This window comes from Xanthomonas cassavae CFBP 4642, assembly GCF_000454545.1.
In the GTDB taxonomy this organism is placed as follows: Bacteria; Pseudomonadota; Gammaproteobacteria; order Xanthomonadales; family Xanthomonadaceae; genus Xanthomonas; species Xanthomonas cassavae.
Genome location: NZ_CM002139.1, coordinates 2869556 through 2881827, shown reverse-complemented (window position 1 = coordinate 2881827; position 12272 = coordinate 2869556). Strand labels below are relative to the sequence as shown.

Annotated in this window: 12 protein-coding genes; 7 read left to right on the top strand and 5 right to left on the bottom strand. The window is 65.9% G+C overall.

Annotation, left to right across the window (positions count from 1 at the left end; genetic code table 11):
* Nucleotides 1–163: 163 nt before the first annotated feature.
* Both XCSCFBP4642_RS0112845 and XCSCFBP4642_RS0112840 read left to right on the top strand, forming a co-directional pair.
* Nucleotides 164–373 carry a cold-shock protein gene (locus tag XCSCFBP4642_RS0112845; RefSeq protein WP_011037431.1) on the top strand — a complete coding sequence of 70 codons (210 nt, stop codon included), beginning with the start codon at nt 164–166 and terminating at the stop codon, nt 371–373.
* A gap of 351 nt (nt 374–724) precedes the next feature.
* The gene (locus tag XCSCFBP4642_RS0112840; protein WP_029220143.1) at nt 725–1423 is read left to right on the top strand and encodes a glutathione S-transferase family protein; all 699 of its coding nucleotides are present in this window, start codon (nt 725–727) and stop codon (nt 1421–1423) included.
* 151 nt (nt 1424–1574) lie between these two features.
* On the opposite strand, the gene XCSCFBP4642_RS0112835 is transcribed toward XCSCFBP4642_RS0112840, so the two are convergent.
* A complete protein-coding gene (locus XCSCFBP4642_RS0112835; RefSeq protein ID WP_029220142.1) occupies nt 1575–2450 on the bottom strand; it encodes an alpha/beta hydrolase in 876 nt (291 codons plus the stop codon).
* A gap of 268 nt (nt 2451–2718) precedes the next feature.
* Here XCSCFBP4642_RS0112835 and XCSCFBP4642_RS0112830 point away from each other — a divergent pair, with 268 nt between their 5' ends.
* On the top strand, nt 2719–4275 hold the full coding sequence (locus tag XCSCFBP4642_RS0112830; RefSeq protein WP_029220141.1) for a protein adenylyltransferase SelO: 1557 nt from the start codon (nt 2719–2721) through the stop codon (nt 4273–4275).
* A gap of 94 nt (nt 4276–4369) precedes the next feature.
* Entirely contained in the window at nt 4370–4930 is a 561-nt protein-coding gene (locus tag XCSCFBP4642_RS0112825) for an adenine phosphoribosyltransferase (protein ID WP_029220140.1), read from the top strand.
* A 105-nt stretch (nt 4931–5035) separates the two neighbouring features.
* Here XCSCFBP4642_RS0112825 and dbpA read toward each other — a convergent pair whose 3' ends face one another.
* A complete protein-coding gene (dbpA, locus tag XCSCFBP4642_RS0112820) occupies nt 5036–6412 on the bottom strand; it encodes an ATP-dependent RNA helicase DbpA (RefSeq protein ID WP_029220139.1) in 1377 nt (458 codons plus the stop codon).
* Nucleotides 6413–6521: 109 nt separating this feature from the next.
* Between dbpA and XCSCFBP4642_RS0112815 the strand changes: the two genes are divergently transcribed.
* Nucleotides 6522–8423: an ATP-binding cassette domain-containing protein gene (locus tag XCSCFBP4642_RS0112815; RefSeq protein WP_029220138.1), complete on the top strand. Its 1902-nt coding sequence runs from the start codon at nt 6522–6524 to the stop codon at nt 8421–8423.
* 218 nt (nt 8424–8641) lie between these two features.
* Here XCSCFBP4642_RS0112815 and XCSCFBP4642_RS0112810 read toward each other — a convergent pair whose 3' ends face one another.
* Together XCSCFBP4642_RS0112810 and XCSCFBP4642_RS0112805 are read right to left on the bottom strand one after the other, a co-directional pair.
* Nucleotides 8642–9067: a barstar family protein gene (locus tag XCSCFBP4642_RS0112810; protein ID WP_029220137.1), complete on the bottom strand. Its 426-nt coding sequence runs from the start codon at nt 9065–9067 to the stop codon at nt 8642–8644.
* Nucleotides 9064–9504, bottom strand: coding sequence for a ribonuclease (locus tag XCSCFBP4642_RS0112805; RefSeq protein WP_029220136.1), 441 nt, complete (start codon nt 9502–9504; stop codon nt 9064–9066). Before XCSCFBP4642_RS0112805 ends, XCSCFBP4642_RS0112810 begins: the two co-directional genes overlap by 4 nt.
* 259 nt (nt 9505–9763) lie before the next feature.
* On the opposite strand from XCSCFBP4642_RS0112805, the gene XCSCFBP4642_RS0112800 reads away from it, so the two are divergent.
* Nucleotides 9764–10375: a superoxide dismutase gene (locus XCSCFBP4642_RS0112800; protein ID WP_029220135.1), complete on the top strand. Its 612-nt coding sequence runs from the start codon at nt 9764–9766 to the stop codon at nt 10373–10375.
* 182 nt (nt 10376–10557) lie between these two features.
* Here XCSCFBP4642_RS0112800 and XCSCFBP4642_RS0112795 read toward each other — a convergent pair whose 3' ends face one another.
* Nucleotides 10558–11391, bottom strand: a complete 834-nt coding sequence (locus XCSCFBP4642_RS0112795) for an inositol monophosphatase family protein (protein WP_029220134.1) — start codon at nt 11389–11391, stop codon at nt 10558–10560.
* 116 nt (nt 11392–11507) lie between these two features.
* Between XCSCFBP4642_RS0112795 and XCSCFBP4642_RS0112790 the strand changes: the two genes are divergently transcribed.
* Complete coding sequence (locus XCSCFBP4642_RS0112790; protein WP_029220133.1) at nt 11508–12272, top strand: RNA methyltransferase; 765 nt, start codon at nt 11508–11510, stop codon at nt 12270–12272.

Sequence of the window (12272 nt, the reverse complement as noted above, 5' to 3'; positions counted from 1 at the left end):
ACCCACTGTGTTTGCAAGGGTCACCGTGAATCGTGGCCTGGTGTAGCTAGATCTCATTCGATCCCGCTTCATCGTTCCGCTTTACCAACGCCTGCAACTCAGTCTCAGCGCCGGTTTTTCGGTTGCTGCGATTTATCCATCCAAAAGTTCAGGAGTTAGTAAAATGTCAGATCGTCAGAACGGTGTCGTGAAGTGGTTCAATGATGCCAAGGGCTTCGGCTTCATCACCCCGGAAAGCGGCCCGGACCTGTTCGTGCACTTCCGTGCCATCCAGGGCACCGGCTTCAAGTCGCTGCAGGAAGGCCAGAAGGTTTCCTTCGTCGCCGTGCAGGGCCAGAAGGGCATGCAGGCTGACCAGGTGCAGGCGGTCTAATCCGTCTGCAACCGTAAGGTTGCCAAAAACGCCGGTCGCGCAAGCGCCCGGCGTTTTTTATTGCCCGTCGATCTGCATCGGTGGGTGTGGCGTCCACGTGTCGCCTTGTCACTGCAGGTGCTGCCCAAGGTGCTGAGACGGTGATGGGCCGTCTTTCGGCGGGGCGCTGCCTTCAATTCAGCGCGTGGTGCGTGGTGCCGCAGCAATGCGTCCGGCCACAAGCGGCGGGTGATGGGTTGCCGCCGCGTCTGGGCATCTTCTGGCAACGCGTTCAAGGCGTGCGTGGTCGGTGTGTGCGCAGTGACGACGCGAGGCTGGTTAGGATGGTGCTTTCCGTGTGCGGCTGCTGCCATGATCACTGTTCACCATCTCAATAACTCCCGTTCGCAGCGCGTCCTGTGGCTGCTTGAAGAGCTGGCGCTGCCTTACCAGATCGTGCGCCACGAGCGCGACCCCAAGACCATGCTGGCATCGGCGGCGCTGCGTGCGATCCATCCACTTGGTAAATCACCGGTGATCGTGGATGGGGGGCTGACCATCGCCGAGTCCGGCGCAATCCTCGACTATCTGACCGAGCGCTACGACACCGAATGCGCGTTGTCGCCCCCCGCGCGACCGATCGATTCCCCCGAGCGCCAGCAGTTCCGCTACTGGATGCATTACGCAGAAGGCTCGGCGATGCCGCCGTTGCTGATGACGTTGATCTTCGGCCGTATTCGCAGCGCGCCGATGCCGTTTTTCGCCAAACCCGTTGCGCGTGCGATCGTGGACAAGGCGATGTCGGGTTTTGTCGGCCCGCAAGTCAAGTTGCATCTGGGCTGGATGGAGCAATCGCTGCAGGCCCACCAATGGTTTGCCGGTGAGCGCTTTACCGCCGCCGACATCCAGATGAGTTTTCCGGTGCAGGCCGCAGCCGCACGCGGTGGTGGACTGGAGCCGTACCCGAAGCTGCGTGCCTTTCTGGAACGGGTCGAGGCGCGGCCGGCCTATCAGGCTGCATTAAAGAGGGGCGGCCCGTACGAACTGATGGGCGGCAAATCGGCCGATTGATGCAGCACTGGTGCCCCCGGATTACGCCGTGACGGCGAACCGGACGGCGAACGAGTAAGCGGCGTCTCTTCCTGGATTGGGCGTTGGTCGGTGGCCAATCGTTGATGAGTAGCGCAGTTTGCGACGAGCGTCGATGCGCTCGCCACGGCCGTCACGGCGCCTTGCAGATGCGCAGGAATTCCAGGGTGGCGCGCAGCACCGCCGAGCGTTGCGGCGGTTTGCGCAGTGCCAGCACGATGCCCATATGGCCCATGCCTGGGTAGACCTTCATCTCGGCAACGCCGCCCTTGCGGTGCAGCGCCTTCTGCAGCGAGCTGCTGTTTTCCAGCTCGACCACGCGGTCGGCGTCACCATGGAGCAGCAGCATCGGCGGTTCGTCGCCGCCGACATATTCCACCGGCTGCGATTGCCGTTGCGCGGCCGGGGCATCGCCAAAGATCTCGACCAGCTCCGGATCGGTCATCGGCAGGAAGTCGTACGGGCCGGCCAATCCGACGACGCCGCACAACTGCCGCGGTTTGAGATCCTGCGCATGCAGCCAGCGGGCATCGGTGCCCAACAACACGGCCATGTGCGCCCCGGCCGAGTGGCCCATCACGGCCAGCCGCTTGGGATCGCCGCCATACGCCTGCGCATGCCGATAGCCCCAGGCGGTTGCGCCGGCGGCATCGGTCATGAAGCCCTGCAAGCCGACCTGCGGATATTTACGGTAGTCGGCGACCATCGCCACCACACCCTGGCGGGCCAGGGCGCGCCCTACCCAACGGTAGTCGGCGCGCGAGCCGCGCTTCCAGGTGCCGCCGTAGAAGAACACCACCACCGGTGCATTGACCACGCCCTGCGGTTGGTAGACGTCCAGCGCCAGGCCATGTGTGGTGTCGAAGACCTGGTTCGGGTGCGCGATGATGCCGGCGCGGCTGGAGGCGGCGTTGATGCCGCCGAAGAACACGCTGCTGCAAGCCGTCAGGGCCAATGAGCCTAGCAGCAGGATGGCGGGGCGAAACCAACGGAAGGCGCGAGAGGGCATGGGCGATGTCGTCAGGAAACGGCGCAGGGATGGCCGTGCGGGTTGGGGGATGGGGCAGGGTGCACCGGCGCGGCGGCCGCAAGGCCAAGCGATTCGCTGGCGGCCCTGTTGTCTGGTGAGCTACTGCAGCGAACTCGCCCATTAGTGACGATCGGTTGTCGCCGACATGTGCAGGACGAGCTCGCTCGCTTTCGCGATGCAAGGCAGTGCAGCTCCCCGGTCTGCGTGGGCAGTGTCGCATTCACCCTGAGTGGCCTAGGCTTCCCGCATGACACAGTTGCAGTTCGATAATCGTCTGCGCCGGGACTTGCCCGGCGATCCGGAGCAAGGGCCGCGCCGCCGCGAGGTGGCCGCAGCCTGGTCGTCGGTACTGCCGACGCCGGTTGCTGCTCCGCGGGTGATCGCGCATTCGTCCGAAATGGCGCAGGCGCTGGGGCTGGATGCGGCCGAGATCGGCAGCGCGCAGTTTTCCAAGGTGTTCGGCGGTAACGCGCTGTACCCCGGCATGCAGCCATGGGCGGTCAACTATGGCGGCCATCAGTTCGGGCACTGGGCCGGGCAACTGGGCGACGGCCGGGCGATTTCGCTGGGCGAAGCGATCGGTGTCGATGGCGGGCGCTACGAGTTGCAGCTCAAGGGCGCCGGCCCCACGCCGTATTCGCGTGGTGCCGATGGCCGCGCGATGTTGCGCTCGTCGATCCGCGAATTCCTGTGCAGCGAAGCGATGCATCACCTGGGTGTGCCCACCACGCGTGCATTGAGCCTGGTCGCCACCGGCGATGCCGTGATGCGCGACATGTTTTACGACGGCCGCCCGCAACGCGAGCCGGGTGCGATCGTGTGTCGGGTGGCGCCCTCGTTCATCCGCTTCGGCAACTTCGAGCTGCCGAGTGCGCGTGGGGATCTGGCCCTGTTGCGGCAATGGGTGGAGTTCGCCATTGCGCGCGATTTTCCCGCCCTGACCGGGGCCGGCGAGACGCTGCATGCCGATTGGTTCGCGCAGATCTGCGAGCTCACCGCGGTGATGGTGGCGCACTGGATGCGGGTGGGCTTCGTGCATGGGGTGATGAACACCGACAACATGTCGATCCTGGGCCTGACCATCGATTATGGCCCCTACGGCTGGATCGACGATTACGACCCGGACTGGACGCCCAATACCACCGATGCGCAAGGCCGGCGCTATCGCTTCGGCACTCAGCCGCAGGTGGCGTACTGGAATCTGGGGCGGCTGGCGCAGGCACTGGCGCCGCTGTTTGCCGATACCGCACCGTTGCAGCAGGGGCTGGACCGATTCCGCGACACCTATCTGGCCTGCGATCGACGTGACACCGCTGCCAAGCTCGGACTCGCCGAGTGCCGCGACGAGGATCTGGCGCTGATCGATGCGTTGCGTGCGCTGATGCGGCAGGGCCAGATGGACATGACGCTGACCTTCCGCGGCCTGATCGACGTGTCTGCAGAGCACCCCGATCCCGAACTGCTGCGCGACGCGTTCTACGACCCGGACCAGCGGCAGGCGGCGCTGGTGCCGTTGCAGGAATGGCTGCAGCGTTACGCCGCGCGGCTGCGCCAGGATCCGCAGGCCCCGGAGCAGCGGCGGGCGCGCATGCGCCAGGCCAATCCGCGCTATGTCCTGCGCAATTATCTTGCGCAGCAGGCCATCGACCGGGCCGAGCAGGGCGAGCCGGCGGGCGTGCAGGAGCTGCTGGAAGTCATGCGCCGGCCCTATGACGATCAGCCAGGCCGCGAGGCATTCGCTGCACGGCGCCCGGACTGGGCACGCGATCGCGCCGGGTGTTCGATGCTCTCGTGCAGTTCCTGACGCGCTTAGATTCAGGTATGCCGTAAAGGCGGCGTCAACGGCGTGCACCAACTAGAATGGGGGCGTCCCCACTGGCCATGATGCCATCACCACCATGACTGATTGCAGCCGCTGCGCCGGCACTCACCCTTCCGGCCCCAACCACTGGGCAGGCCGAATCCGCGACATCGCCGATTTTCCCAAGCCGGGCATCGTCTTCAAGGACATCACCCCGCTGCTGTCCGATGGCCCGGACTTCGCCTCGGCGCTGGACGAGATGGCGCAGCCCTGGCGGACCACGCCGCTGGACGCCGTGCTCGGTATCGAGGCGCGCGGCTTCATTCTGGGTGCGGCGCTGGCGCGCGAACTGCGCACCGGCTTTGTGCCGGTGCGCAAGCCCGGCAAACTGCCCGGGCGTACGCTGGTCCAGGAATATGCGCTGGAATACGCTACCGACCGCATCGAAATGCACGAGGATGCATTGCCACGCGGCGCGCGCGTGTTGATCGTCGACGATGTGCTTGCCACCGGCGGTACGCTGCGCGCGGCCCTGAGTCTGGCCGCACAGTTGGAGCTGGAAGTGGTCGGCGCGGCGGTGCTGGTCGAGCTATTGGTGCTGCAGGGCCGTGAGAAGTGGGCAAATGACGTGCCGTTGCTGGCAACGCTGTGCTACTGAGTCTGCACAGCGCCGCGTAGCTGTCCAGGAGTCGGGCAGCGGCGGTGCAGTCGCGCTGTCAGCCGATCTAAGCTGCGGCTGGCCGACGCGCCGGCCGCAGGGGCTTCAGAGCTTGCTGACCCGGAACCGGCGTCCCTTGATCTTGCCCGCATGCAGATGCGCCAGCGCCTTGGCGACCTGCGCGCGGGCGATGGCGACATAGGAGCGGGTGGGGTAGATCGCGATCTTGCCGATCGCCGCGCCCGATAACCCGGCTTCACCGGTCAGTGCGCCGAGGATATCGCCGGCACGCAGTTTGTCGGTCTTGCCGCCGTCGATGCGCAGGGTGGTCATCGCCGCCTGCGGCAGCTGCGCCGGGCGGGAGGTGGCCAGGGGCGCGCGCGACCACTTCAGTGGCAGGCCCTGTTCGGCTTCCAGCGCCTGCGCGCGGCCGCTCTCGCGCGAGGCCACCAGGCTGAGCGCCAATCCGTGCTTGCCGGCACGCGCGGTACGGCCGATGCGATGGCGGTAGGTTTCGGTATCGGTGGGCAGCTCGTAGTTGACCACGGCCGCGAGGTCTTCCACGTCCAGCCCGCGTGCCGCCACATCGCTGGCCACCAGCACATTGCAGCTGCGGTTGACGAAACGCACCAGCACTTCGTCGCGGTCGCGCTGTTCCATGTCGCCATGCAGCGCGAGTGCGGAGAAGCCGAACTCCTGCAGCGAGCCGGCCACTTCATCCACTTCCTTGCGCGTGTTGCAGAACACCACGCTGGATTCGGGGTTGAAGCGCAACAATAGCCCGGCGACCGCCTTCTGCCGATAGGTCGGGTCGACTTCGAAGAACTGCTGGTCGATTTCCGGCGCATTGTCGGCACCTTCGACGGTGATTTCGACCGGGTCTTTCAGAATCTCGCGCGCCAGGGTGCGGATGATCTCGGGGAACGTGGCCGAGAACAGCAGGCTCTGGCGGTGTTTGTCGCAGCGGCTGGCGATCTCGCGGATGGGTTCTTCGAAGCCCATGTCGAGCATACGGTCGGCCTCGTCCAGCACCAGGGTGCGCACGCCGCCCAGATGCAGGGCGCGCTTGCGCGCCAGCTCCTGGATGCGGCCGGGTGTGCCCACCACCACCTGCGGGTCGTGCGCTTCCAGCGAGGCCAGTTGCGGACCGAGCGGCATGCCGCCAGTCAGCACCACCAGTTTCATGTTGGGGATGCCGGTGGCCAGCCTGCGCAGCTGCTTGCCGACCTGGTCGGCAAGCTCGCGGGTGGGGCACAGCACCAGCGCCTGCGCGCGGGTCAGTGCGGGGTCGAGTTTTTGCAGCAGGCCAAGCCCGAACGCGGCAGTCTTGCCGCTGCCGGTCGGCGCCTGCGCGATGACATCGAGCCCCTGCAGGATCGGCGGCAGGCTCTGCGCCTGGATGGGAGTGAGGACGGTGTAGCCAAGGGCGTCGATGCCGGGGGCCAGGGCCGGCGACAGCGGCAGCGCGGAGAATTCGTTCATGGCGCATTTTAGCCGGGATTGGGGAGTAGGGATTCGGGATTCGTCACCGCGACAGCGTGCGCTTGTGCCAATCCCGAATCCCCAATCACCAATCCCGTACAATTGGCCCATGCCTTTAATCACTCTGCAAAGCGTCGACTACAGCGTCGGCGGCCCCTTGTTGCTGGAAAAAACCGACCTCACGATCGAGCCGGGCGAGCGTATCGCCCTGATCGGTCGCAACGGCGCCGGCAAATCGACCTTGATGAAACTGATCGCCGGCGAGCTCAGGCCCGATGAAGGCGAGGTGCGCGTGCAACAGGGCGTGCGTATCGCGCGGCTGGAGCAGGAGGTGCCGCAGGGCACCGGCGGCAGCGTGTTCGACGTGGTGGCCGATGGCCTGGGCGAGTTGGGCCATTGGCTGGCCGAATTCCACCAGCTCAGCCATGCCGAGGTGTTCGACGCCGACGCGTTCGGCAAGGTGCAGGCCAAGATCGATGCGGCCGACGGCTGGGCGCTGGACCAGCGCGTCAGCGAGACGTTGACAAAGCTGGAGCTGGACGGCGATGCCCAGTTCGCGCGACTGTCCGGCGGCATGAAGCGGCGCGTGCTGCTGGCGCGTTCGCTGGTGTCGTCACCGGATGTGCTGCTGCTGGACGAGCCGACCAACCACCTGGACATCGAAGCCATCGACTGGCTCGAGACCTTCCTGAAGGGCTGGAACGGCAGTGTTCTGTTCGTCACCCATGACCGCCGCTTCCTGCGTGCGCTGGCCACCCGCATCGTCGAGATCGATCGTGGCCAGGTCACCAGCTGGCCGGGCGACTGGGCCAATTACGAGCGTCGTCGCGAAGAGCGGCTCAATGCGCAGGCGCAGGAGAATGCGCGCTTCGACAAGTTGCTGGCGCAGGAAGAAATCTGGATCCGGCAGGGCATCAAGGCGCGGCGCACCCGCGACGAAGGCCGCGTACGGCGCCTGGAATCGATGCGCAACGAGCGCGTGCAGCGGCGCGAGCTCACCGGCAACGTGCGCATGGAAGTCTCGCAGGGCGAGTCGTCCGGCAAAAAGGTGATCGAGGCCAAGGAGGTCGGCTTCGCGTTCGGTGCGCGCACGATGGTCAAGGAGTTTTCCACCATCATCCAGCGCGGCGACCGCATCGGCCTGATCGGCCCGAACGGCAGCGGCAAGACCACCTTGCTCAAGCTGTTGCTGGGCGACTTGCAGCCGCAGCAGGGCGAAATCCGCATCGGCACCAATCTGCAGATTGCCTACTTCGATCAGTATCGCTCGACCCTGCGCGAAGACTGGAGCGCGATCGAGAACGTCGCCGAAGGCCGCGATTTCCTGGAAATCAACGGCAAGCGCAAGCATGTGCATGCCTACCTGCAGGACTTTTTGTTCACCCCCGAACGCGCGCGTGCGCCGATCACCCGGCTGTCCGGCGGCGAGCGCAATCGCCTGTTGCTGGCACGCCTGTTCGCGCAGCCGTCCAATCTGCTGGTGATGGACGAACCCACAAACGATCTGGACGTGGAAACGCTGGAGCTGCTGGAAGAATTGCTGGGCGACTACAGCGGCACGCTGCTGCTGGTCAGCCATGACCGCGACTTCCTCGACAACGTAGTGACCTCCACGCTGGTGATGGAAGGCGATGGCCTGGTTGGCGATTACGTCGGCGGCTACAGCGATTCGCTGCGCCAGCGGCGTAGCCCTGCGACCAGCGCGATGGCGGTGGCCAAGGCCTCGGCCACCGCCACCGCCACCGCAGTGGCGACTGCGCCGGCGGCCGCTGCGGCGCCAGTGGAGGCTGCGCCCAAGCGCAAACTGAGCTACAGGGACGCACGCGAGCTGGAGCAGTTGCCCGGCCTGATCGAGACGCTGGAACAGCAGGTGGCCGCACTGACCGAGGCGATGAACGACCCGGGCTTCTACCAGCGCGACACCGTGGCCATGGCGGCGCATACCGCCGCACTGAGCGATGCGCAGGCGCAGCTGGATGCGGCCTACGCGCGCTGGGGCGAGCTGGAATAGCCGGTGCTGCGCCGGCGCGCTGCTGCGTGCCGGCCTTGGGTGCCGCGCTGCGCTGTTTGTTCGCGCAGGCGTCGATGCGTGGCTGCGGGCGATGACTATGCATCGCAGGCCGCACCTTACGCGGTCATTTGCAAGGTGTGCTCAGCGACAAGCGAGCGCCGCCGCGCATGCCGGTAACGCATCTGTCATCTTCAGGCAGCAATCGTGAGCCGACTCACTCAATCGCAAGCGCTGGCCGGCGCCACGAACGCTGCAAACGTCAGTCCGCGCGCGGCCCAGCTGGTGGCGGCTTCGTCGAGAATATCCAGCAAGGTATCGCGCTCGTTTGGCGCTGCCTGCGCCAATGCCTCGGCGCCGTCGATCAATAGCGCGTAGCCGCGCGGGGAGGGTAGCCACGCCAGGTCGCGTAGTGCATCGCTCAACGCATCCCAGTTGCGGCCGAAACTGAGCGGAAAATCCAGCTGGGTGGCCAGCCGCATCAGCAGCATGCGCTTTTCGCTGCAGGTGGCCAGATCCACGCGCAGGATGCGCAGGCCGGCATCGCGGGCCAGCGCTGCCATGGTGTCCAGGTCGTCGATATCGGCCTGGTACACGCCCGATTGCTGCGGGTCCGACAGATCCAGTGCGAAGTCGCCAGCGCTCATGGGGCCTGCTCCGGGGCCGGGCCCTGGAAGGATTTGAAGGTCTGGTAGTGGTCGTTGCTGTAGTACCAGGTCTGCGGTGGCGTGCCGCCGGTGACGATACGGCGCGCGCCGCGGTCTGCGCTGCCCGGCGTGTCCACCGTGTATTCGTGGTAATAGCCGCGCGGGCGTTCGGGCAGGCGATGTTCGCGATTGCCGAACACGCTGCCGTCCTGTGGATACGGGAATGGACCGCCGCGCTGGATCAGCACGATGGTGGCCATTGCTTCGATCGGCAGAAACGCGGGCAGGCGCGGCACCTGCCGTGCGGTCACAGGCGCGGCCATCGGCGCGTTGAGCGATGGCGCGAACTGCGGCTTGGGCGTCTGCAGCGCACGCATGCCCCACAGCCCGGCCACGAGCAGCACGATGGCGACGATCAGCAAAGCGGGCTTGCGCATGAAGACGATCCGGAAGCGACGATATGTGCGGCAGAGCAAGTATGCCGTTGCGCAACTGTGTCGACTTTGAATGCATCGCCGCGCCGGCGCGGTTCACGCGCAAGTAACCGGGGCATGGTGCAAGGTGTGCAGCGAACAGCGCGCGGCCTGCGATGGGATGAAGTTTCCCTGCCTGCACCCTTGGTAAGCGCTGCTGCCGTCCTTACCATCTACCCCGCAACGCCCGGTCTTCGCCGGGCGGCAAGTCCAGGAGACCTTCATGGCTTACACCCTTCCGCAGTTGCCTTACGCTTACGACGCGCTGGAACCGAACATCGATGCGCAGACGATGGAAATCCATCACACCAAGCATCACCAGACCTATATCAACAACGTCAACGCGGCGCTGGAAGGGACCGAGTACGCGGACCTGCCGATCGACGAGCTGGTGTCCAAGCTGAAGAGCCTGCCGGAAAACCTGCAGGGCTCGGTGCGCAACAACGGTGGTGGCCACGCCAACCATTCGCTGTTCTGGACCGTGCTGGCGCCTAACGGCGGCGGCGAGCCCAAGGGCGAGGTCGCCAAGGCGATCGACAAGGACATCGGCGGTTTCGAGAAGTTCAAGGAAGCGTTCACCAAGGCTGCCGTCAGCCGCTTCGGCTCCGGGTGGGCGTGGCTGAGCGTGACCCCGGATAAGAAGCTGGTGGTGGAAAGCACCGCCAACCAGGACAGCCCGCTGTTCGAAGGCAATACCCCGATCCTGGGTCTGGACGTGTGGGAACACGCGTACTACCTGAAGTACCAGAACCGCCGTCCGGAATACATCGGCGCGTTCTATAACGCCGTCAACTGGGACGAAGTCGAGCGCCGCTACCACGCTGCCATCGCCTGAAGCCCTGCATCAGCGCTAGGTTCCACGTAGCGCTGTGACAGCGGCACCCAACGCACAAGGCCGGGAGCGATCCCGGCCTTGTTTGTGTGCTGCGGGCTGTCGTAGGAGCGACCCTGGTCGCGAGGGCTTTGCAGGGAAGGCCCGTCGCGCTCGGGCGCGCTCCTACGTTGTGCGGGGAGCGATCAGAGCTTGGCGTCGAACTCGCGGGCGTAGCCGGTGTTGACGATGACCTTCTGCAGCGCGTCGCTGATCTTGATGTTGCCGGCCACGATCTGCTGCGTTTCCGGCCCCATGTTGTCCATGCGCGGCGGGGTGGCGCCCTTGTAATCGCAGACTCGGCCACCGGCTTCGCGCACCAGCAGCACGCCGGCCGCAATGTCCCAGGCTTTGACGCCGGCCTCGAAGTAGGCATCGGCGCGGCCGCAGGCCACGTAGGCCAGGTCCAGTGCCGCCGAGCCGGTACGGCGCACGTCTTCGGCCTGCACCAGCAGCGCGTCCACGCACTTGAGCTGGGCGCTGGCGCGGATGCGTTCACGCGGCGGGAAGCCGGTGTGGACCATCGCGCCCTCCAGGTCCTTGCGTTCGGCGATGCGGATGCGACGGTCGTTGAGCACCGCGCCGGCGCCGCGGCTGGCGGTGAACAGCTCGTTGCGCAGCGGGTCGAAGATCACCGCATCGGTGGGTTCGCCGTTTTCCACCAGCGCGATCGACACGCAGTAATGCGGAAAGCCACGCAGATAGTTGCTGGTGCCGTCGAGCGGATCGATGACCCAGGTGTAGCGCCCACTCTTGCCACCTTGCACGCCGCCTTCTTCGCCGAACACGGCGTACTCGGGGTAGCCGCGCTTGAGTTCCTTGATGATGACCTTCTCCGCATCGGCATCGACTTCGCTGGCGTAGTCCATGCGGCCTTTTTGCACCACATTGAGCGCATCGAGCTTGTTGATACCGCGCAACAGCACATTGCCGGCGAGGCGGGCAGCTTTGACCATGACGGTGACGGCGGGTTTCTGCATGGTTAAAGCTCCCGTGAAGGCAGAATGGACAATGACGAAGGTAAAAGAGCGGTCCGGCGCCAAAGCCGGCCGCGCAGTTTACCATCTACGACCGAATCGCTCCCCAATCTCCGTTCATGTCTGTCACCCAGCGCATCCGTTTCGTCCTTGTCGGTACCCAGCATCCAGGCAACATCGGCGCCGCGGCGCGTGCGATGAAGACGATGGGCATCTCGCGGCTGGTGCTGGTGGCGCCGGAACGTGCGCTCGACGATGACGCCTACCGGCGCTCGGCCGGCGCTGAAGAGGTGCTTGGCGATGCGCCGGTGTTCGACACCCTGGGCGAAGCGGTGGCCGATTGCACCCTGGTGATCGGCTGTACGGCGCGCGCGCGTCGGGTGGCCCTGGAGGAGTTGCTGCCGGACCAGGGCGCGCAGCGTGCCCTGGCCAAGGCCGGTGAGCCGGCCGAGGTGGCGTTCGTGTTCGGCCGCGAGCGCACCGGCCTGACCAACGACGAATTGCAGCTCTGCCATGCCGCAGTGCATATCCCCTCCGACCCGCAGTTCAGCTCGCTCAACCTGGCGGCGGCGGTGCAGGTGCTGGCGTACGAAGTGCGGCTGGCGCAGCTGGCCGCCGGCGAGGCCGAGCCGGCGCCCGCGGCGGCCACCGGCCTGCGTGACGGGCCGGCCAGTCACGCACAGATGGAAGGCATGTTCGGCCAGTTGGGCGACACCCTGGACGAGATCGACTTCCACAAGGGGCGCGCGCCGGAGTCGGCGATGCGCAAGCTGCGCCGGCTGCTGCTGCGCGCCGAGATGACCGAGCAGGAGGTGCGCCTGATCCGCGGCATCCTGTCCGATGCGCAGCGCATGGCCATGCTGGCCAAGCGGGCCGGAAACTGA